The organism is Methanosarcina soligelidi, assembly GCF_000744315.1.
In the GTDB taxonomy this organism is placed as follows: domain Archaea; phylum Halobacteriota; class Methanosarcinia; order Methanosarcinales; family Methanosarcinaceae; genus Methanosarcina; species Methanosarcina mazei.
This window is the reverse complement of the sequence record NZ_JQLR01000001.1, coordinates 3,920,540-3,941,755: the sequence shown is the minus strand read 5'-3', so window position 1 is coordinate 3,941,755 and position 21,216 is coordinate 3,920,540. Positions and strand designations below refer to the sequence as shown.

General features: G+C 42.4%; 17 protein-coding genes. 10 read left to right on the top strand and 7 right to left on the bottom strand.

All coding sequences use genetic code 11. The features are described from left to right. The first annotated feature begins 111 nt into the window (after positions 1-111). The 8 genes from glyA to M886_RS16830 all read left to right on the top strand — a co-directional run bounded on the left by glyA (position 112) and on the right by M886_RS16830 (position 8,750). On the top strand, positions 112-1,350 hold the full coding sequence (gene glyA, locus M886_RS16865) for a bifunctional serine hydroxymethyltransferase/L-allo-threonine aldolase (protein ID WP_048039955.1): 1,239 nt from the start codon (positions 112-114) through the stop codon (positions 1,348-1,350). Positions 1,351-1,374: 24 nt separating this feature from the next. After that, positions 1,375-2,238 carry a bifunctional methylenetetrahydrofolate dehydrogenase/methenyltetrahydrofolate cyclohydrolase gene (locus tag M886_RS16860; RefSeq protein WP_011032394.1) on the top strand — a complete coding sequence of 288 codons (864 nt, stop codon included), beginning with the start codon at positions 1,375-1,377 and terminating at the stop codon, positions 2,236-2,238. 731 nt (positions 2,239-2,969) lie between these two features. Further along, positions 2,970-4,196, top strand: coding sequence for a dihydropteroate synthase (gene folP / locus M886_RS16855; RefSeq protein ID WP_048036525.1), 1,227 nt, complete (start codon positions 2,970-2,972; stop codon positions 4,194-4,196). A 2-nt stretch (positions 4,197-4,198) separates the two neighbouring features. Beyond that, a complete protein-coding gene (locus M886_RS16850) occupies positions 4,199-4,813 on the top strand; it encodes a methylenetetrahydrofolate reductase C-terminal domain-containing protein (RefSeq protein ID WP_011032392.1) in 615 nt (204 codons plus the stop codon). A gap of 191 nt (positions 4,814-5,004) precedes the next feature. Further along, on the top strand, positions 5,005-5,883 hold the full coding sequence (locus M886_RS16845; protein ID WP_011032391.1) for a methylenetetrahydrofolate reductase: 879 nt from the start codon (positions 5,005-5,007) through the stop codon (positions 5,881-5,883). A gap of 337 nt (positions 5,884-6,220) precedes the next feature. After that, positions 6,221-7,033, top strand: coding sequence for a coenzyme F420-0:L-glutamate ligase (gene cofE, locus M886_RS16840; RefSeq protein ID WP_015411103.1), 813 nt, complete (start codon positions 6,221-6,223; stop codon positions 7,031-7,033). Positions 7,034-7,300: 267 nt separating this feature from the next. Continuing rightward, a complete protein-coding gene (gene trxA, locus M886_RS16835) occupies positions 7,301-7,567 on the top strand; it encodes a thioredoxin (RefSeq protein ID WP_011032389.1) in 267 nt (88 codons plus the stop codon). A gap of 775 nt (positions 7,568-8,342) precedes the next feature. Beyond that, positions 8,343-8,750: a DUF1699 family protein gene (locus M886_RS16830; protein WP_048036529.1), complete on the top strand. Its 408-nt coding sequence runs from the start codon at positions 8,343-8,345 to the stop codon at positions 8,748-8,750. A gap of 140 nt (positions 8,751-8,890) precedes the next feature. Here the strand turns inward: M886_RS16830 and M886_RS16825 are convergent, their stop codons facing one another. The 7 genes from M886_RS16825 to M886_RS16795 all read right to left on the bottom strand — a co-directional run bounded on the left by M886_RS16825 (position 8,891) and on the right by M886_RS16795 (position 18,907). Then, complete coding sequence (locus M886_RS16825) at positions 8,891-9,778, bottom strand: DUF1638 domain-containing protein (protein ID WP_048036530.1); 888 nt, start codon at positions 9,776-9,778, stop codon at positions 8,891-8,893. A 52-nt stretch (positions 9,779-9,830) separates the two neighbouring features. Further along, entirely contained in the window at positions 9,831-10,628 is a 798-nt protein-coding gene (locus M886_RS16820) for a DUF1638 domain-containing protein (protein WP_048051563.1), read from the bottom strand. Between the two features lie 115 nt (positions 10,629-10,743). After that, positions 10,744-11,322, bottom strand: a complete 579-nt coding sequence (locus M886_RS16815) for a TetR/AcrR family transcriptional regulator (protein WP_048036533.1) — start codon at positions 11,320-11,322, stop codon at positions 10,744-10,746. Between the two features lie 78 nt (positions 11,323-11,400). Beyond that, positions 11,401-14,559 (bottom strand): type I restriction endonuclease subunit R, encoded by a 3,159-nt coding sequence (locus tag M886_RS16810; RefSeq protein ID WP_048051562.1) that lies wholly within the window; start codon positions 14,557-14,559, stop codon positions 11,401-11,403. Beyond that, positions 14,552-15,817 carry an FRG domain-containing protein gene (locus M886_RS16805; protein WP_048045464.1) on the bottom strand — a complete coding sequence of 422 codons (1,266 nt, stop codon included), beginning with the start codon at positions 15,815-15,817 and terminating at the stop codon, positions 14,552-14,554. The genes M886_RS16810 and M886_RS16805 overlap by 8 nt, the downstream gene beginning before the upstream one ends. After that, positions 15,814-17,187, bottom strand: a complete 1,374-nt coding sequence (locus M886_RS16800; RefSeq protein ID WP_048045465.1) for a restriction endonuclease subunit S — start codon at positions 17,185-17,187, stop codon at positions 15,814-15,816. The genes M886_RS16805 and M886_RS16800 overlap by 4 nt, the downstream gene beginning before the upstream one ends. Further along, the gene (locus M886_RS16795; RefSeq protein ID WP_048045466.1) at positions 17,177-18,907 is read right to left on the bottom strand and encodes a class I SAM-dependent DNA methyltransferase; all 1,731 of its coding nucleotides are present in this window, start codon (positions 18,905-18,907) and stop codon (positions 17,177-17,179) included. The genes M886_RS16800 and M886_RS16795 overlap by 11 nt, the downstream gene beginning before the upstream one ends. A 396-nt stretch (positions 18,908-19,303) precedes the next feature. Here M886_RS16795 and M886_RS16790 point away from each other — a divergent pair, with 396 nt between their 5' ends. Both M886_RS16790 and M886_RS16785 read left to right on the top strand, forming a co-directional pair. Then, the gene (locus tag M886_RS16790) at positions 19,304-20,323 is read left to right on the top strand and encodes an MBL fold metallo-hydrolase (protein WP_048051561.1); all 1,020 of its coding nucleotides are present in this window, start codon (positions 19,304-19,306) and stop codon (positions 20,321-20,323) included. A gap of 170 nt (positions 20,324-20,493) precedes the next feature. Beyond that, complete coding sequence (locus M886_RS16785; RefSeq protein WP_048038149.1) at positions 20,494-20,907, top strand: EMC6-like membrane protein; 414 nt, start codon at positions 20,494-20,496, stop codon at positions 20,905-20,907. The last annotated feature ends 309 nt before the right edge of the window (positions 20,908-21,216 follow it).

The following is a 21,216-nucleotide window of genomic DNA, read 5'->3' as shown; positions in this document are numbered from 1 at the left end:
ATCCAGAAGGTTGAAAACCTCCTGATAAATCTGCCTATGAAGAAATTCAATTAACTCTATCAAGAAACCCTTAAAACAAGTTTTAAATGCATGAGTTATAAGGTGACAGTGATGTCTTATATTGAAAAAATTGACCCGGAATTGTTCGAGGCTATCAAAAATGAAGCCGATCGTCAGGAACACAAGCTGAACCTGATCGCATCAGAAAACTATGCGAGCAGGGCTGTTATGGAAGCCCAGGGCTCTATCATGACCAACAAGTATGCCGAAGGATATTCCGGTAAACGCTATTACGGAGGCTGCGATTTCGTTGACGTTGCCGAAAATCTCGCCATTGCAAGGGCAAAGGAACTTTTCGGGGCAAAGTATGTAAACGTCCAGCCTCACTCAGGTTCAGGCGCCAACATGGCTGTTTATTTCTCTGTGCTGCAGCCAGGGGATACTATCCTGTCCATGGACCTCTCTCACGGCGGACACCTTTCTCATGGCAGCCCTGTAAGTTTCTCAGGAAAACTCTATAACATCGTGCCCTATGGGGTCAGCAAAGAGACCGAAGCCCTGGATTACGATGAGCTCCTTAAACTGGCAAAAGAATGCAAGCCCAGGATGATAGTATGCGGAGCTTCAGCCTATCCCCGTGTGATTGATTTTAAAAGGTTCAGGGAAATTGCTGATGAGGTCGGAGCTTACCTCCTTGCAGATATTGCACACATCGCAGGGCTTGTAGTTGCAGGCGTACACCCGAGCCCTGTTCCTTATGCGGATTTTGTTACCACAACCACCCACAAGACCCTGCGCGGTCCCAGGGGCGGGATGATTATCTCGAAGACTGAAGAGCTTGCAATAGGCGTGAACAAAGCGGTTTTCCCGGGTATTCAGGGCGGCCCTCTCATGCATATCATAGCTGCAAAAGCTGTTGCCTTCAAAGAAGCCATGAGCGAAGAGTTCAGGCAGGACCAGGCTCAGACCGTAAAGAACGCAAAGGTCCTCTGTTCATGTCTGAAGCAGAAAGGTTTTGATATTGTTTCAGGCGGCACCGACAACCACCTTATGCTTATAAACCTCAATAATATGAATATTACAGGAAAGGACGCTGAAGCTGCACTGAGCAAAGCCGGGATCATCGCCAACAAAAACACAGTTCCTTTCGAGACCCGCAGCCCATTCGTAACCAGCGGGGTAAGGCTCGGGACCCCTTCCTGCACCACAAGGGGCATGAAAGAAAAGGAAATGGAACTGGTTGCAGACTACATCGAGGCTGCAATAAAGAATTCGGAAAACGATGCTCTTCTGTCGGAAATCAATATTAAGGTAAGGGATCTCTGTTCAAAGTTCCCTGTTTACGAATAATTGAGGAGATAGGGGGTTTACCATTTGTTAGATGAAAGCTATGAGTCACGTATCATAGATGGAAAAGTCCTTGCACAGCAGGTCGAAGAAGAGGTAAGGTCAGGAGTAGAAGACCTTGAAAGCAACAGGGGAATTACTCCCGGGCTTGCCACCATCCTTGTAGGGGATGACCCTGCATCAAAGATGTATGTCCGCCTGAAGCACAGAGCCTGTGAGCGTGTGGGCATAAGAGCAGAAGACTTCCTTCTTCCTGCAGATTCTACCCAGGAAGAACTTCTTGCCCTGATCGATTCCCTTAACAATAACAAGGATGTGCACGGCATCCTGCTTCAGCTGCCTTTGCCAGAGCATTTCTCTCCGCAGGAAGCAATGGAAGCCATATCTCCTGCAAAGGATGCAGACGGTTTTCATCCCTATAATATGGGAAAACTCATGATAGGGGATGAAGGGCTTGTCCCATGTACTCCGCACGGGGTAATCAGGGCACTCGAAGAGTATAATGTGCCTGTCAAGGGGAAAAATGCGGTTATTGTCGGACACAGCAATGTTGTGGGAAAACCAATGGCAGCAATGCTTCTTAATAGAAATGCAAGCGTTTCTGTCTGCCACATCTTCACCGATGACCTGAAGAAATACACCCTTGGTGCCGATATCCTTGTTGTTGCAGCAGGAGTCAAACACCTTATTAAAGCCGACATGGTTAAGGAAGGGGCTGTAATTTTCGATGTGGGAATCACCAAAGAAGAGGACGGTGTATACGGGGACGTGGATTTCGAAAATGTAATCAAAAAAGCTTCCCTTATCACTCCCGTCCCTGGCGGTGTAGGACCCCTGACAGTTGCCATGCTTATGAAGCACGTACTTATGTGTGCTGAGAAAAGCCTTTAATTTTTTAATTTAAGGCTTTTCCTTTTATGATGAAAAGAGCCGGTTCAATTTTCCGGAAAAAACAAGTAAGTTTGTTTTTTGATTGCATCGAACTGGAGCCAAATTTTATTTTTTCTTAGTCTGTCAGCCCGGGTTATTCTTTTCATATTTTATAAATGCTTTTTATTATTCTGAAATTGACTTTTCCTTATTGTGATAAACTAATTTTACACATCAATATTTTTATCTATCATTGAAGCTTATTTTATTAACATTCCTGTTCGCCATTAATAAACAATCAAAATTATTGATGAAAACTTAAATAAATAGTCTGGCTCTCATAAAGTTTCCAGGCGTTAAACTGGTGTTTATAATCCCTAAACAAATATACCTGATATATTGACAGTATGGATACCTGATATAGTGACAGTTACTGTTCCCACAGGCAGTCTTCACTGTTTCCATATTGTTCCTCTAACCCGAAACAAAATCTCCAGATCCCTCAGTTTCCACATATATGGTTTTCAGGAATTCTGAATTCCTTTATTCTCAAGCTTAACCAAATATAAGTTCCATTTCCCTTTCAGATCCCCCAGTGCCCGTTTCGCAGCCGGAATTTTTTTTCTTGCTTGCAGAAAGTCTTTCAGATGGCGGAGTGGAAGGCTTTCAGCAATATCCACGGACGAGTATTGTCATATTTATCAGCGCTGTTGCGCTACTGATTTAGTATCTATATAACCTGGTTGTCAAAAATGGTAATTAATACTGATATTTGCGGTATAAAAGTAGGAGACCAGTATCCTGCACATGTAATGGGTATTATTAATCTGAGCCCTGAGTCTTTTTACAATGGTTCAATTATAAGTCCTGACTCTACACTTGAGACCGCCCAAAAAATGGTTGAAGACGGAGCAACTTTCCTGGACATAGGTGCCCGGTCAACATGGCGCTTTTCAGAACCTATTAGCAGAAAAGAAGAACTTGACCGCTTACTTCCCGTGCTTGAAGCTCTGGAAGGCAATGTGGACGCTGTGGTCTCAGTTGATACCATGTTTTCCGAAATAGCAGAGGAAGTTCTTAAAAGAGGGGCACAGGTCATAAACGATGTTTCCGGCTTTACGGCGGATCCCAGGATGATGGAAGTGGTGGCAGACAACGGCTGTCCGGCTGTGGTTATGGCTTCCAAAAAAGCCCCCGGAGACCTCCTGGGCATGGATGCCATTATTGAAGCCCTTGATTCCATTATACAGGCTGCTGAGTCCAGGGGCATAGCGTCTGAAAGCCTCATCCTTGACCCTGCGATAGGAAGATGGATGGACGAGAAGCAGCCCATGTACGACTTTGAGACTTTGGACGATTTCGAGCGCCTTAAGATCTTTGAAAAACCTCTGCTTGCAGCCCTTTCAAGAAAATCCTTCATAGGTGAAGTCCTTGGAAAGCCGGCAGATGAAAGGCTCTATGGCAGCCTGGCTGCAGCGGCGATTGCTGTCTATAAAGGCGCACATATTATCCGTACACACGATGTACCTGCAACTTCTGACGTTGTCAGGCTTTCAGGAGCCCTGAGGAGCCGCACAAGTGTTGTAAAGGAAGGCAGGTATGAAGTTTCGGTGCTTGAAGTGAAAACCCCGCAGGACGCGGGCATTGCAATGAGAAATATCGGAGCCACAAGAGTCGGTTCACAGGTTATGCAGGGAAAAAGCGTTCATCTTGTTTTAAAAATAAGGAACCTTACAACCACGGAAGCTCTGATAATTAAACAGGAGATGCTTGCAAGGGGAGGAGATGCAGCCCTCGCCAGGGATGCTGTTTCCCATGAAACGGAAGCTACCGATGTTCTTGTTATGGGAACCCTGCTGCAATTTGAGCGTCTTGCACGTAAACTGGATGGGCAGGCCCGTTCTTTGCCGCTTATCGCCGAGATGATTCGCGAATGCATATCTAATCGGACTAACCTGGAATACAGATATTTGAGGTAATTATGATCATAACTTCAGCAAAACCCTTTGAAGAAATCCTGGACATGTTAAAAGACGAAGATAATATTTTTATTGTCGGATGCAACGTGTGCGCTGCAAAACTGAAGACAGGAGGAGAACCTGAAGTCCGGGAGATGTGCAGAAAACTTGAAGAGAGCGGAAAGCATGTGGTGGGCTGGTCTCTCCCGACCGCTGCTTGCAGCATACGTTCTTATGATTCTCTTGTCGAAAAAAGCGAGAAAATAAATGACGCAAGCTGTGTTCTTGTTATGGGCTGCGGTAGTGGAGTTTCTGCTGTTGCGACTGTTGTGGACCTGCCTATATACGGTTCAAACAACACGCTTTCGCTTGGCGGCTCCAGTGGAGGAAAATTGCTTTCTGACCAGTGTGTTATGTGCGGGGACTGTACTATAAGTCAGTACGGGGGGCTCTGTCCGAAATCTCAGTGCCCCAAAGCCCTTCTCAACGGACCCTGCGGAGGGTCTGTGGAAGGGATGTGTGAGGTCAACAGGGATAAAGACTGTGTCTGGTATCTTATTTATGATCGTCTGAATAAAATAAACAGGCTGGATCTTCTTTATGTCACCCATGCTCCCCAGGAACATGGGACTAAATAATTTAATTAACTTTTCGACTCAGTTGCAAATATAGTGATTTTTAATTTTATCTCATCATGAGACTCTGGAACTGAGTCGCAATTTTCATAAATTATACCACTTTTTATATAATAAGGGGCTTGATTTCTTTACGTCCTTATGCTCCACAGGAGCATGGATTTAAATAATTTCATACCTAATATTCTTATTTAATGCTTTTTAATTTTCGTGAAAAACTGAATTCCAGAAAATTTCTGGTTACTGCTGAAGTTTCTCCTCCCAAGGGTACAAGATTCTCAGCTTCTCTGGAAGATGCCAGCCAGTTAAAAGGTATTGCAGATGCTCTTAATGTTACGGATAATCAGTGTTCAATTATGCACATGAGTTCTCTGGCTTTTAGCAAGCTTCTGCTTGATGAAGGGCATGAGCCTATCATGCAGCTTACCTGCCGGGACAGGAACAGAATAGGGCTCCAATCTGACCTTCTGGGAGCATATGCGCTTGGAATAAGAAACATCTGCCTTATGACCGGAGACTATCCTACCTGTGGAGACCATCCGGGCTCGAAGCCTGTTTATGACGTTGACTCCGTGCAGCTCATAGAACTCGTGAGAAAACTCGACACGGGCGTCGATTTTGCAGGAAACAAACTGGACGGGGGGACCTCATTTTGTGCGGGAGCAGTTTCGGGAATAGACCCTGAAAAGACAATGCAGCTGATAAAGCTCCAGAAAAAGGTTAAATGCGGGGCGGATTTTATCCAGACGCAGGCTGTATACGATATAGGTATGTTCGAGGAGTTTATGGACGCAGTAAACTATCTTGAGGTGCCTGTAATTGCAGGTCTGATTCCTCTCAAGTCTCTGGGTATGGCTGAATTTATGAATAAAAACATCTCAGGGATTCACGTGCCCGAAGAAATTATGCTTCGAATGAAAGATGCATCATCCCCTATGGAAGAAGGGCTTTTGATAGCTTCCGAAACCATAAAGGAGCTGACAAAACTTTCGCGGGGAATTCACGTTATGCCAATAGGGTCCCATAGAAACACAGCAAGATTGCTTTCTCTGGCGGGAATTTCTCAGAAGTGATTAATTCAGAAAAACCGGCAAATAAAAACAGTAAAGTTAGCTGGCACTCTTTTTATGTTTATTTATTACCTGATATCTTTTTTTCTCCTTTTTTTGGCAGGCTGGTGTAACTGCATCAGATCGAACAGGAAAACAGTTCTGATTCCAGATATCCTCAGGTCCTGCTCGAATCCGATATTCCCCGGACATATCTATATTTCAAAGCTTTTTTATCCTTCGAAGGAGTATCCAAACCTTTGGATACATTTATCAATATCTTCCGGTATTTTACGGTTTAATTCTATTCATATTGGTTTTATTTTTTTCTAAAACCGAGACTAACCACAGTTTTTAAGGCATGAAAATGAGTCCAGAAATCACTTCCGTCCAGATGTTCGGGATTAAGACCCCTATAATTAAATCAGGGGACGACATCGTACAGATTCTTGAAGCTTCACTTCAGGAAGCATGTCTTGTCCCGGTTGATGGGGATATTTTTGTACTGGCTGAGTCTGCTATTGGTACGGCAGAAAACAGGATTGTCAATCTTGCCAGCATTACCCCCGGAAAAAAGGCTCTGTTCCTCGGAGAAAAGTATGGGATAGATCCCAGGGAAATGGAGCTTGTGCTTCAGGAATGTGACGAGCTCTTCGGGGGTGTTCCTGGAGCCGCACTTACCATCACAAAAGGTATTCTCTCTCCCAATGCCGGAATAGACGCCTCGAATGCTCCTGATGGTCATGTGGTCCTGCTCCCCAGAGACCCGAGAAAAAGTTCCGAGAACATACGGAAAAGGCTTGAGAAGCGTTACTCCTGCAGGCTGGGAGTAATTATAGGAGATAGCAGGACACAGCCCCTGCGGCTTGGCTGCACAGGAATTGCACTTGGAGTTTCCGGTTTTATACCTGTTGAGGACGCGAGGGGCAGTTTTGATATTTACGGAAAGCCTCTCCGCCTTACTTACAAAGCAGCGGCAGACAACCTTGTTTCTGCTGCAGAAATCCTGATGGGAGAAGCCGGAGAAAGAGTCCCCTGTGTGCTTATCCGTGGAGCTCCTGTAAAAATGGTTGACGAATCTCCTGAGATGCCCACGATCTCTATGGAAGGGTGTATGTATTTCGGCAACATTATTAAATGTCGAAAAGAAGACAGCGAGAAAGGAGATCAATAACGAGCTGCTATGTCTCCCTTTTCGGAATAACTTTAAATACAGGCTCGAAGGACTTAGATAAGCATTATATATGCTCGAAGATAATATATACAAATCGAGCCCCTACCCTGTATCTGGTAATTTACTTTATATACCTCTATATTCAGGATTGGGTTTCGGTAGCTGTGCCGTACGGACGCATGTATACGATCCCTTCGTGCGCTGACCGGAGTAGATAAGCTAAGAACAGAAAAAGTCTCAGACGTTTCAAGTATTGCAGGTGATTTTATGAAACCGATGTTATTGGACTTTTCCGCAACATGGTGTGGACCTTGCAGAATGCAAAAACCTATTCTTGAAGAGCTCGAGAAAAAGTACGGGGATAAAGTTGAGTTTAAAGTTGTCGATGTGGATGAAAACCAGGAGCTTGCCTCAAAGTACGGCATACACGCTGTCCCGACCCTGATCATTCAGAAGGATGGGACTGAAGTGAAGCGTTTTATGGGTGTGACTCAGGGCAGTGTACTGGCTGCTGAACTCGATAAGCTTCTCTGACCCTTTATTCTTCTGAAAAAGCTGCCCTGGTTCGGGGAACCTGAGGGCGCCAAACTTTTTCCCGATTTCTTTTTAGGATACTCTTTTGAAGTACTCATAGACGGGAGTTTCTATCTTCGGAATTTTTCTGGGGTTTCCTTACTGTAATTTATCGTAACACTCTTCTAAAATTCTCTCTACATGACTGAATTCTATAACTTTTTTCTAAATCCTGATTGGGGTTTAATATTTGTTTCTTTCAGTAAAACCTCAGTTAAACTTCAAGCTAAAAACAGGAAATCTAAACTTTACAGTCTGAATAATTCAAATAGTATCCTAAAATTTTTTTATTACGAAAAGAGGCGAAAACTGCCAGAACAGTTAAATATTTGCCTGGAAAAAAAGGGTTTAATCATTTTTAAGGCATTTTAATACTTTTTTCTGAACTATTATAAGGATGTATCTACTGATAGACTATCTAAATAATGTTAGTGCAATGAGATAACTATTTATAATAAGTATAAGTACTTTCTAATAAAGTAAAAACACAAAATAACTTAAAACCTGGATTAATTAAAAACATAAAATGACTTAAAAAATAGTTCAACTTGATACCTGGAATAACTTAAAAAAGTTCAGCTTGATACCTGGAATAACTTAAAATCAAAATAACTTAAAATCAAAATAACTTAAAATCAAAATAACTTAAAATCAAAATAACTTAAAATCAAAATAACTTAAAAAAAATAACTTAAATAAAAATAACTTAAAATATTTTTAGAGTGGGGGAAAAAACATGAGAATAAGAGTGGTTAGTTCAAGGGAAGAAATTTTTACACTTAATCCGAATGAGCGTATTGTTCACCTGGCTTTCAGGCCGTCTAATAAGGACATCTTCGGACTGGTTGAAACCTGCCCGAAGATTGAGGTAATCCAGTTACCCAAATCCTATATGCGGACGGTTTCAAAGTCCATAGAGATGTTCCTTCAGATGCAGAGGATCCAGCTCCTTGAAGGGGATGTCTGGGGACACAGGAAAGATATAAACGAATACTATGCAATTCCGTCTTCAGTGATCGATAAGATAAAAGAAATGAAGAATGAAGGAAAATCCACTGAGGAAATTGAGAAAAAGGTTGCAAGGGAAAGTAAACTGAACCCTGAAATGGTCGCTTATATACTTAACAAGGAAGTTTCTAGCTGATTCCGTGCATTTAATTTTTCCTGGCTGGAGATTGGATTATAGAGATAATCGGTTCCACAAACTTCAACGATTCCACAATTATTATCTAATCTCCAGTTTAATTTTTTAAGCTAATTGGAAAAAGACCTAAGTGGGATCACTCAGCTGCTTTTCTGAATCGGATCTTTTTTGCAGATTCCGTTCCTGGCATTCATATAGGACTTCATTGCAATTTCCATACTGCCTTTCATTTCAATAATACTCATATCATAAGTCCGGGCATAATTTAAGACATTTTTATCAAATTCGCTTCCCATAGAAATCTCATTACTTATTTTGACAACCTTTCTATAATGTCTTTTCAAAAAGCTTACATTGAAGTCAGAAGTGTCACTGGGTTCCATTCTCATTTCTTTCCAGCTGGAAGCCCACATAGGTGTCAGGTATATCATACCTGTACCGTTTCCACTCTGCATAACCTCAGCATAATTATCGTTGCCTCCAAGAGCTACGCTGATACAGTCATCTACAATATTTCCTTTTTCATCTTCGAGGAAATACAGAGGGCAATTAAAATCTTTGAACTCAACTTCCAGGCCCCTTAACGGGCGTCCGCAGTTCCCATAAAATATAAGAATTCCATCTGAATATTCTACCATTTCCTTCATATTTCGGTAGATTTCAGACTTTAAAAGGTCACAATCTGCATGCAGGCCAAGTTTCAGAATGTTTACAATTACAGTCGTTTTTTCTTTGTTCTTTTCTTTACACTTTCCTGTTATATTAGGTATTATCTTAAAAAAGGGAAATTTCAACAAAAGTCTAATAAGGTTCATGGATAGAGAGTTATTTGCCTCTTTTAAAAAAATAGGTATCCTGTCCAGAGAAAGAATTCTGGGCTGACAATTTCTTGACTTAAGCTTTCGAACAAGCATGAAACTTTGCCTGCTTTCAATTACGATTAATTGATTTAAGTCATGGTCTTTTGAGAGGACATACACCAGTTCGTCTTCAAGCATTTCACAGGCAATTATGCTGAGTACAGACATCCTCTCACCATTCGTTTATAAATACAAAATCTATTCAACCTTTTGATTTTTCCTAAAGTTCCGCTTTGAGTTCGTTATAGCAATCTTCAAAAATTTTCTGATTGCCGTCATCAAATTCCAGGATTTCGAAATCAAATAACTCTGCAAATTCTTGAATAGAAGCATCGAAGTTTTCAGTGTATTCAAGACCGGTATTAATCTTAGCAACTCTTTTGTAACCGATCATCTCATGGGTTTTTTTCATTAATTGCAATGCTTTAGAGGGGTCTTTGTTTAGCTTATTCAGGTCAAGCAGTTCCCTCCAGCCCTTGCTGTACATGGGGGTAAAAAGATATGTTCCAGCGTCACTGACACTTTTAAGTATCCTTAGATAGTTATTAACTCCTCCCACAGTAGCTCCTATGCAGTCATCTACAATCCTGTGATCCTTGTCTTTAAGAATACGGACCGGACATGAGGTTGAACTGCGCTCAAAATCTTTTTCAACATCTCCCAGCACATTCCCACACAATCCGTAAAAGAGCAAAATTCCCGAAGAAAAAGGAGCAAGAGTCTTTATAGTCTCATATACCTTGATTTTCAATTCTTTAGGACTTCTATGAAGACCCAGTTCCATCAGATGAATCATAACTGTGTATTTTTTGCATTCACTTCTGATTTCTGCAAGTGAGGAAATATCTTCCAGAGAGAGCACTTTATACCGGAGGTTTACTTTATCCAGTTTTTCTACGAATTCCCGGATATTTTTGCTGTCAACTATAATGATCTCATCAATGGAAGAGTCATTTTCAAGAATCCAGATAATTTCGTCCTGCATTATCTTGCATGAAATAATACTCATACTGGGCATTGGGTCGTCCTCTTAAGAACTTATTCAGAAAACCTGATTTTTTTCAAGCAGTAGATTGATTATATTAGGGTAATATACTTACTTGCATATAAGTAAGTAGTGGTTGGGAAAAAAATCAGTCCTTCCACCCAAGGTCGGATTTAATTAGAGAAATGGATCTCACGAGTGTTTTTCTCCCTTTAATGCTGGATAGTTGCCTGGCACCCATTAAGGCTTCAACTACTAATTCTGCACGTGCTTCTACAGAATCAGAAAAACTAAATTCTCCCTGTTGCAGACCGGCTTTAAGAACTCCAGAAATCCAGGTCAAGATATCATCCAGCAGTAACAGATTCTGCTTTTTAACTTTCTCAGGAAGTTCTTTAAAATCGAGAATCACAGAGCCTGGAGGGCAGATACTTTTGCCTTCATCAAACTCCTTCAACGCATAATCAAAATAGTATTGAAGTTGCTCACGGGCTGAGCCTCCAGATTCAACTATTTGTGCAATATTTTCAGCTAATTTCTTTCTGCTGTCTTCAAGCAGGGCTGCAACCAGATCTTCTTTTTTGGGATAGTAATTGTGAATTGCGGCATTTTTTATTCCCAATTTCTGAGAGATATCTCTATAACTGAATCCATTATAACCTCTGCATTGCAGAAAATTCCTTGCGTAATAGAGTATCTGTTGATTGGTCTGGTTTATATCTTTCATAACAGCACACTTACTTATTAGTAAGTAATAAATGGATGTGCAATCATATAAATGTTAGTTTCTCGAGCTGAATATTTATTAATTTGTCCACGAATTTGAAAGTGCTTCAGCTTGCTTCAGTACTAATTCAATAGCTTCCGGTGCCTTGTCCGGTGGATATTTATAACGTTGCAATGTACGGCGAACAAGAATACGCAATCTAGCTCTTACACTTTCACGTACCTGCCAATCCACCGTAGTGGATTTACGCAGTTTCTCGGTAATTTCTACAGCGATCTTTTTGAGAATTTCATCACCTAACTCACGAACTGCGCTTTCGTTATTCGCTAAGGCGTCATAAAAAGCCACTTCATCCGGTTGCAGGCCAAGTTCGTCATTGCGTTTGAGTGCTTCTTGAAACTCTTTAGCCATTTGAATCAGTTCTTCAATCACCTGGGCAGTCTCAATGGCACGGTTGTTGTACTTACGCAGGGTTTCTTCCAAACGATCGCTGTACTTCTTCTCCTGCACCACGTTATTACTGGTTTTCGATTTTATGTTGTCTTTCAGCAATTTTTCCAGCAGCTCCACTGCCAGATTACGGTAAGGCATCTGCCTGACATCTTCTAAAAACTCATCCGACAGCAGGCCAATATCAGGTTTCTCTAACCCTGCCAGCTGGAACACATCGACAACACCTTCGGCAATCACGGCATTATCCAGAATCTGCTTGAGAGCCGAGTTCATCTCTTCCTGGGTGCGCTTTTTATCGACGTATGTGAATTTACTGATGGCGGCTTTAATGGCTGAAAAGAAAGCGATCTCTGCACGCAGTTCTTTTGCTTCGTCCAGGGTGCCGCACAATGAATATGCTTTGTTAATCGCCAGCACTGCATCTAAAAAGCGTTTTTTACCGTCATCAAGCCCCAATATATGGTTTGATGCTGGCACCAGCAGTTTGTAAGCTTGGTCTACAAATTCACTGTAATCAAAACCATGGAAAAGCCCATGTACGACATCCATTTTTTCCAGCAATACCGAAAACGCTTCTTCGGCGCGTAGCGTGGGCTCGCCTCTCCCTCTGGCATCGGTATAGGTTTTCAGTGCTTGCTTTAATTCATTGGCAATGCCGATGTAATCCACTACCAGGCCGCCAGGCTTGTTTTTAAATACCCGGTTTACCCGTGCAATGGCCTGCATCAGGTTGTGGCCTTTCATCGGTTTGTCAATATACATGGTATGACAGCAGGGTACATCAAAACCTGTGAGCCACATATCCCGCACAATCACCAGCTTGAGAGGGTCATTATTATCTTTAAAGCGTTTTTCCAATCTTTTTCTGGTCTGCTTGTTGTAGATATGTGGCTGTAACAACTCACGATCGGATGCCGAGCCTGTCATCACAATTTTGATTGCGCCTTTGCTGGGGTCGGTATCATGCCAATCAGGGCGCAATTCCACAATGGCATCATATAAATGCACGCAAATCTCCCGGCTCATGGCCACAATCATGGCTTTGCCATCTATCGACTCAGTGCGTGCTTCAAAGTGTCCCACCAGATCGGAAGCTACCTGCCGAATGCGCGGTTCAGCCCCTACCAGTTTTTCTAAGCGGCTCCATTCCCCTTTAGTTTTCTCGCGGTTAGACGCGTCTTCTTCGTCTTCCACGATGTCTTCAACCTGATCGGACAACCTTTCAATTTCGGCATGATTTAAATCGAGCTTTGCCAGGCGGGACTCGTAATAAATGGCTACGGTTGCACCATCGTCAACTGCATCCTGGATGTCGTAAATAGAAACATAATCACCAAATACCGAGCGTGTGTCTTTGTCTTCAAGGGCAATCGGTGTACCTGTAAAACCAATAAATGAGGCATTGGGCAGGGCATCACGCATGTACTGGGAAAAGCCGAATACCAGTTTGTTACCTGTAACATTGCCGTCTTTATTTTTTACTTTTATAAAGCGGCCTTTATGGCCATACTGGCTGCGGTGTGCCTCATCGGAAATAACCACAATATTGTGGCGGCCGTTTAAGATCGGGTGGGCACCTTCGTCCTCAAAGGGTGAAAACTTTTGTACCGTAGTAAAAATAATGCCGCCTGATTCCCGCTCAGATAACAACTGGCGCAGTTCATCCCGGTCGTTGGCCTGCACCGGTGTTTGCTTAAACAGCTCGTGCGCATTGGAGAATGTTTGGAACAGCTGGCCGTCCAGGTCGTTGCGATCCGTCACCACCAGCAGGGTCGGGTTATTCATTTCCGGCTGCTGCAACAGCTTCCCGGCATAACAACACATAGAAATACTCTTACCCGAGCCCTGAGTATGCCACACCACACCAGCCTTTTTGCTGCCGGGCACCACCTCATCCCCGTATTTTGCGCGCTTTTCTGCCACACCTTTCGGGTCCTGTGCAGCAATAATCGTGGCTTTTACTGCTTCTCGCACAGCATGGAACTGGTGATAACCGGCTATTTTTTTGATGATTGCTCCACCGTCGTTTTCAAAAAGCACAAAAAAGCGGATGTAATCAAGCAACATCTCGCGGTCGAAAAAACCCCGCACCAGGGTTTCCAGCTGCCATTCCAGCAGTGGCTTATCATCTTCATTTTTTACAGCACGCCAGGGTGAAAAGCGCTCCTTGTTTGCCGTCAGCGCACCAATCCGGGCGTTATAACCATCACTTACAACCAGTGCTTCATTAAAAACAAAGAGGTCGCTGATTTCATCTTTGTAGGTTTGCAGCTGATTAAAGGCATCCCAGATATCGACGTTCTCATCTTCAGGACTTTTAAGCTCTAATACTGCAATGGGCAAGCCGTTAATAAAACAGACCACATCAAGGCGGCGTGGTCTTTTAGTTCCTTGAATGGTGAACTGATTTACTGCTAAAAAACGGTTATTAGCAATGTTTTCAAAGTCAATTAAAAAAGCGCGGTCGTGAATCGTCTCGTCATCTTTACGATATTCAACCGGTACACCTTCCAATAACAGGCGGTGGAAGGCGCGATTATTGGTTATCAAATCCAGACTTTCGGGCTTTAAAACAAGAGCGATGGCTTGCTCAATGGCATTAAAAGGGAGATGGAGATTAATTTTCTCCAGTGATTCCTGTAGATAATGCTTTAAAATTACCTCGCGGTAATCTTTGCGTTCGGGATTGTCTGAATCGGGGGCAATGTCAGGGCCATACTCCACTTCCCAGCTGTTATCTCGGAACCAGTCGAGACAGTGTTGTTCTAGATCTTCTTCATTCATCCTTCATTTCCTGCTGCATATCTTCCCTTAACTCATAAAAACTCAAAATATTTGAAATAATATTATCTCTCGCTGATTCTGGATATCCTGCCTTTCGCAAGTAATTTTTAATGATAATACGTAGCTTAGCTTTTACACTATCTCTATTTTGCCAGTCAGTGTATTGATACTTCTTTATTTCACTCGCCAAATCTTTAGCCAACATAGAAACTTTTACACTTTCCATTTGTTTATGGGATATGGGGAAGCGTAACATTTCCTCAATTGTATCTATTTCTTGCTCAGAAACGTCTAACTTAGGAGTTAGCTTGGAAATAACACCATTACTTTCTAGTTTTGGCTCTGCGTCAGCAGAATGTTGTTTATTAATCTCTTGGGCTTCGATCCATTCAGCCATAATCAGATTACAATAATCAGAAGCTCCAATTAGATCAGGAAATAAACTGGCATGATGTACGTTCATTTTTCTCAAATGTTTAATGCATTCATGCCGAAACTCGTTTTTTATATATATTTTGCAAATATAATCTGCAAAAATTTCAGGAAAGCGACCTTCATCTTCATCCATTAATTTTTCTTGAGTAAAATTACTGTCTTTACTTAATGATGCTAGCAGCTGATTTTCAATCGTTGCATCATGACAAACTGTAAATAGTCCCGCCTGATTAACCAATCGGCCATGGTCGTCACGCTTAGGTTCTACGACAATAATTTCTGGGCATTCGTTCTCCACGAAGGATTTATTCAGTACATATACTGTTCGGTAGTAGTTATCGTTACCTTCAGAAGATGGATCTTGCTCATTAAAAGCAAAAAAAAGTGCAACATAGGGCGAACTAGTCCAATCCAGCAGAGGTGTTTTTAAGCCGTAATGTTGGCCAATTGCCCACAACTCATCCGGATTTGAATCATTAACGAGACTCGAATCATTAAGTCTACCCCTTACTGCTTGACGAAATAAAGCATGCATTTTCTCTGCTTTTTCTTTAGTCACATTCCCGTCTTTTGAATACGGCTCGCGTCCTAATGTAGGCGATAACTGCCAATCCCAGCGCCTCTGTCCTCTAAAAATAAGTTCGGTACCAGCTCGATCAAATAGGCGACTATCAACTAACTTGAAAAAATCTTTCCAATACTCAATACGTGTTACAGGTATATTCTCTTTAATAAATTCGTTGTTAAAAATGACAAAACTCCTTTCAGTCGCTTTTTCCGACCATTCAGGAATTCTCACCAAATGTTCCAATGGCTCCGTCATAAGTCACCTCCCACAACTTCTGCCGCGTCAACAGGAAGTTCGCCTGATAGAAGTTTGGGGAGCGAAATGTCGCGGATTGCCGCCAATACTTCTGATTGTTCTTTATTCACTTGAATTTTTTGATATATTTTAGTTAACTGGATATCAAAGAGATCCAAAATATCTCTTTGCGGAACTATCATCTTATTCATATAAACCATATTTCTGTTCAGTCCAGGTACTGCAGAATCAGCTGCTAAAAGAGGTAATTTCTGTTTTTTGAGAGTATATAAGAGATAATAAAGACTTTTAACTGGACCTTTAGGCATTGCATAAAAAGTTGTATCTATTGGATAGAAATGTGTGTGCACCCAAGTGACAGTTCCTGGATTTCCTTTACGCCCAACTACGATACCAGGTCCATCAACTAATTTTTCATTGTGCCAGCCAATTTGACCATTTGAACCATATACAGGAATATTCCCTGGAAGCCTCACGTCTTCTTTCAACGGTTTTCCGTAAGCAAGTTCCAGAATCTCATTGACTTTCTTAATTCTCCACCCCTCCGGAATCTCTCCAAATTCCGAATCCTGCATGGCGGCGGGAAACAGTTCTGCGGTAGTTTTGAGTTGCGTGTAGTGTTCTGGCTGCTCGGCCTGCAATTGGTCTAACTCTTCATCAGCCTTGCCGGAGATGACACTCATGGCAGCGCGGGTTACACCCTCTGCATCTTCACCTGCTTCAACGGCAGCTATTTTGGCTTTGACAGGCTCAAAATCCACAAACCAGCTTTTGAAAATGGCTTGCGCCATGGATTCGAGGGTTTGGTTGATTTGGTGGTTGACTGAGATTTTGTAGTCAAAGCCAGACAAAATTTTGGATATTTTTTTTTGTACTGTCAACTTGGGGACTATAATTGGAAATTTTTTCAAATAATCTAAATTGATTTTTGGGACTCCAGTAAACTCGGAATCCCGCTTTATCTTCTCAACAGATGCTTTTGAAGAGACATAGTAATAGACATATTCAGGATCCGCCAGATTCGTATTTACACGTAATCTCATCTGGTTCGAAGACAATAGATATCTCTCATAACGAGAATCAGATGGTACTAGCCCTGTTTGCCCTAACGTTCCTTTCTTTGTAAAAACAATATCATTAGGCAAGCATTCACTTCTTTTAATGAGTTTTAGAGTTTCGCTTGAAACATAAACAAAATCTTCAGACTTAAAACGTTCCAAACCCACTGTTAAGTTGCTACCTCTGATGACAGGAACACCATCTTCAACATAGCAAGATGCAGGTAGATTAGAACCAAAAGGTCCGTCTACTAATCCCCCTTTAGACTCAGCAATATCAGCCAATGTCAGCTCTTGCCAATCACAACTCATAACCCAACCCCGCCAAATTCTGTTTAATCTGTGCTTCCAGTTTGTCGCTTTCTTCAAATTGTGTTTTCAACTGGCTGGTGAGTGCGGTCATTTTGTCGGCAAAGGGAATGCCGTCGTCTTCCTCTACTTCTGCACCTACGTAGCGGCCGGGGGTGAGTATAAAGTCATGTTTTTGGATTGTGGCGAGATCAGCTGAGAAACAGAAGCCTGCCTGGTTGTTTTCCTCTGTCCATTCTCTCTGCCACACATGGAAAGTATCGCTCATTTGCTGGATATCTTCATCTTTAAAATCTCGCAGTACGCGATCTTTCATGTAACCCATGTTACGGGCATCGATAAACAACACCTGGCCGTGGCGGTTACGCTTGCCGTTCTTAGCACTTTTATCCTTCGTTAAAAACCAGATGCATGCTGGGATTTGGGTGTTGGTAAAGAGTTGCCCCGGTAATGCCACCATACATTCAACCAGGTCTTGCTCGACGAGAGTTTTGCGAATCTCCCCTTCGTTATTGGTGTTACTGCTCATGGAACCGTTAGCCAGTAAAAGTGCCATGCTGCCTGTGGGAGCCAGGTGGTACAACATGTGCAACATCCATGCGAAGTTGGCGTTACCTGTCGGTGGGGTAAGGATGTGTTTTTGGCCGTTGGTATTAATTGTCCAGCGTGGATCGTCGGCAAGCTTTTCGTGCCACCAGTCCTTCATATTAAAGGGCGGGTTGGTCATGACAAAGTCGGCTCGCAGGTCGGGGTGCTGGTCGTCTAAAAAGGAGTCGGCGTTCTTTTTGCCAAAGTTAAAATCAATGCCACGGATCACCATGTTCATGGCAGCGAGCTTCCAGGTTGTTGGGTTGGATTCCTGCCCGTATACCGAGATTTGTTTTTTCTGTTCGGAAGCATTGTAATGTTTTACATTGGCGTGGTTTTCAATGAATTTGTCACTGGAAACAAAAAAACCACCGCTGCCCATGGCTGGGTCGTACACACGGCCTTTATAGGGTTCCAGCATTTCCACGATCAGGGTAACGATGGATTTGGGTGTATAATACTGGCCTCCCTGTTTGCCTTCTGCAAGAGCAAATTGGCCCAAAAAGTATTCGTAAACATGGCCGAGAATGTCTTTGGACTTAAGGTTAAGTTTTTCGCCGTTGTACTCGGGGTTATTAAAACTGGTAAGGCTAAATTCATTGATCAGGCCAATAAGCTTGTCCGCATCCAGCTGGTACTGGCTGATGCGGTTGAGAATGCCTTTGAGCTTTGGGTTGGCTTTTTCAATGTCATCGAAAGCATTATCAATCAGCCATGACACGGATCTCAGTTTAACGTCTTCGCCTTGTTCGTCTTGCCAGATAACGCTGCCAGTGGGAAGAGTTATTACATCTCTCAGATTGTTCCAGCGGGCGGTTCTGGGTACCCAGAAGACGTTTTTTTCAGTGTAGTAGTCACCAATTTCCAGCTCTTCTGCTATGGCTTGCTGATAGTCTTCATCGCTGTCGTAATCCTCGCGGGGCAGGTAATAGATATTGTCGTCATCGTCTTTTTGAAACAGCTCAGTAAGTTCTTGCTGGCGCTCTTCGAAGGCATCGGACACGTATTTAAGGAAAATAAGCCCTAACACCACATGTTTGTAATTGGCGGCATCCAGGTTAGAGCGCAGTTTGTCAGCGGCTCTCCAGAGCTGGTTGTCGAGGTCATTTAAAAATTGCTGTTCAATATCAGTCATTATTAATGCCTTCCGTTATTGAATTGTAAATGGACCTGGTAAAATAATGAAATAATCAGTTATGAATATTTTATAGGTAGATGTATCAGCTATAATTGGCACTTTGACCTTAATAGTCTGTGTTTTTCAGCGCAAAATTTGCTGAACTACACACCGAATATTGTATCCTGGCCGTAGTATAACCTGACTTAAAATTCGTGTAAACTTAATAAGTCTTGTAATTCAAAATATGAATTTAGATATAAATGATTTCCTAAAATTTGTCTAACTCTGTTTAAGTAGTGACGGCTCACATTTTAGATGGCACCTTTTATTCTTTTTTAAAAATGATGTATTGCAAATTCAGTGTTTTCCCTAAGCTTAAATAACTTAAGTGTAATCTCCTCAGGGATTGGCGTGATTTCTAAAAAACTTATTGACCTTGGAGTGCTTGCGCTCAGGCAACGCAACTCGCGAGGTACTTTTAAACCCCACATCTCCATCCGTTTCCGGGACAATGCAGGAGATTTACGTACCTTTTCCATTGATACGACCCGGACTCCGGGAAAACACCCCCAGCCCGATGCTTATCTTATCACCCATGCTCACTCTGACCATCACGGAAAATCAGCCATGCTCTCCCCCAGGGCGGTCTGTACGGACAAAACGGCAGCCGCTCTTGAAATCAGGCACGACAAAAAATACGTGGGCAGCACATGCAGGCTGGGAAATGAAATTGAAATCGAAGGGACAGTTGTAAAGACTTACCCGACGGAGCATACTGCCGGTGCAGCTGCTTTTTTTTGGGAGAACGATGTAGGGACAAGAATTCTGGTCACAGGGGACGTTAAAGACGCCAGCAAACTTCCTCCGTGTGATGTCCTTATCACCGAGGCTAACTACGGCGATCCTGACGATCCGTCGTGTCACTTTGCAGATGATCTTGACAGCATGAAATGCGCCCTCTTTGAGAGCGGCCCCGTAGCCTTTGGAGCTTATGAGTTCGGAAAAGCACAGCGTGCGGTTGAACTGATGAGAGGCTTTGGATACAATGGAGCGATCCGGATGGAAGCAAGGGTAAGAGCGCTTACCAGGAGCATGCTTGAGGACGCTGGAGAACTTGCAGGGCTTGAATCCGAAGGAGATGATGAAGTTTTCGTTGTGGCTCCCTGGGAACTTGACAGGCTCCCATGGAACGTGAAAAAATATGTATTGAGTTGCCGGGCAGATTATTCCTATCCGATTATTAAAATAAGCGACCACCTTGATGCCTGCGGGCTTGAGGCTATGGTCAGAAAACTCAATCCCGAAGTCACGGTTGTTTACCACCCTGGAGGGCACAGACCCTCAAAATTTTCAAAACATTTAAATTCTATAGGGATCGATTCGATATCAATAGATCAGATCGGTAATGTTTTAAGCAATGAATTTATTTAAGTCGCTGAAACTCAGTCCTAAAAATTTAATTCTAAAAATTTAAATATGATGATCTAAATCTGATGATCTAAATCTGGTAATCTAAATCTGGTAATCCGGTTTTAACCTTTTTAACTTCAGTTAATAATATATCCCCGGGAAGATAATTGTCGTTCAGGAGAGAATACAGGTTGAGCAAACAAAGCCCAAAATCAAAGTCCAGGAAGGAGTTAACAAAAGCTGCCGAGGCTTCCATAGAAGGTACTGCAGCCGATGTTGAAGTTCCTGAAAAAAAGAGCTTTATCAAACAGCTGACCCCTGAAGAGAAGCAGAAAGCTCACAGGGAAGGAATTATAAAAACTATTGTTTCTTCAATACTCGGAATACTTGCCGGGTTAATACTCTACAGCCAGTACGGTACAGGCGAAGACCGGATGTGGTATGCTATACTCATGATCGTGATAGGAATAACGTATTACGTCCAGAAGCTTATATATCCGTCTCTTAAGATAAATGTAAAGGAATTCAAGTTTAAAGACTGGTTTTATGTCGAATTCATGGTTATTGACTTCTTCCTTGTAACCTGGACTCTGCTCCTGAATTAAAAAAATCTTCTCCCGGGTTTCAGAAAAGGCTTTTATAAAAAAAGAGAACCTTTTACCCGGGCTCTTTTGCTATTGATTTTATTTTTATTTTTATGTGTAAATCCTTTCCACGGTGACATTTCATGCCTGCAGCATTCCAACGTTTCATATACCAGATCAGGCATTTCATAACCGGGATTGAATAAGAAAAAGAACTCACAAAACTGAAATCAAATGACTGAGCCATATTATGGAATTCACAGTGGCTTACCTGTGTAAGCCCACATTACTGAACTAATTTATGTTTTCCACATTGCTGAATTACTTACA

Bases quoted from the DNA above. Each gene is read 5' to 3' on its own strand.
- M886_RS16810 (WP_048051562.1), bottom strand. From the start codon at position 14,559: ATGAATGAAGAAGATCTAGAACAACACTGTCTCGACTGGTTCCGAGAT.
- M886_RS16800 (WP_048045465.1), bottom strand. From the start codon at position 17,187: ATGAGTTGTGATTGGCAAGAGCTGACATTGGCTGATATTGCTGAGTCT.
- cofE (WP_015411103.1), top strand. From the start codon at position 6,221: ATGAAAATGAGTCCAGAAATCACTTCCGTCCAGATGTTCGGGATTAAG.
- M886_RS16830 (WP_048036529.1), top strand. From the start codon at position 8,343: ATGAGAATAAGAGTGGTTAGTTCAAGGGAAGAAATTTTTACACTTAAT.
- glyA (WP_048039955.1), top strand. From the start codon at position 112: ATGTCTTATATTGAAAAAATTGACCCGGAATTGTTCGAGGCTATCAAA.
- M886_RS16825 (WP_048036530.1), bottom strand. From the start codon at position 9,778: ATGTCTGTACTCAGCATAATTGCCTGTGAAATGCTTGAAGACGAACTG.
- M886_RS16820 (WP_048051563.1), bottom strand. From the start codon at position 10,628: ATGCCCAGTATGAGTATTATTTCATGCAAGATAATGCAGGACGAAATT.
- M886_RS16850 (WP_011032392.1), top strand. From the start codon at position 4,199: ATGATCATAACTTCAGCAAAACCCTTTGAAGAAATCCTGGACATGTTA.
- M886_RS16845 (WP_011032391.1), top strand. From the start codon at position 5,005: ATGCTTTTTAATTTTCGTGAAAAACTGAATTCCAGAAAATTTCTGGTT.
- M886_RS16805 (WP_048045464.1), bottom strand. From the start codon at position 15,817: ATGACGGAGCCATTGGAACATTTGGTGAGAATTCCTGAATGGTCGGAA.
- folP (WP_048036525.1), top strand. From the start codon at position 2,970: ATGGTAATTAATACTGATATTTGCGGTATAAAAGTAGGAGACCAGTAT.
- trxA (WP_011032389.1), top strand. From the start codon at position 7,301: ATGAAACCGATGTTATTGGACTTTTCCGCAACATGGTGTGGACCTTGC.
- M886_RS16795 (WP_048045466.1), bottom strand. From the start codon at position 18,907: ATGACTGATATTGAACAGCAATTTTTAAATGACCTCGACAACCAGCTC.
- M886_RS16815 (WP_048036533.1), bottom strand. From the start codon at position 11,322: ATGAAAGATATAAACCAGACCAATCAACAGATACTCTATTACGCAAGG.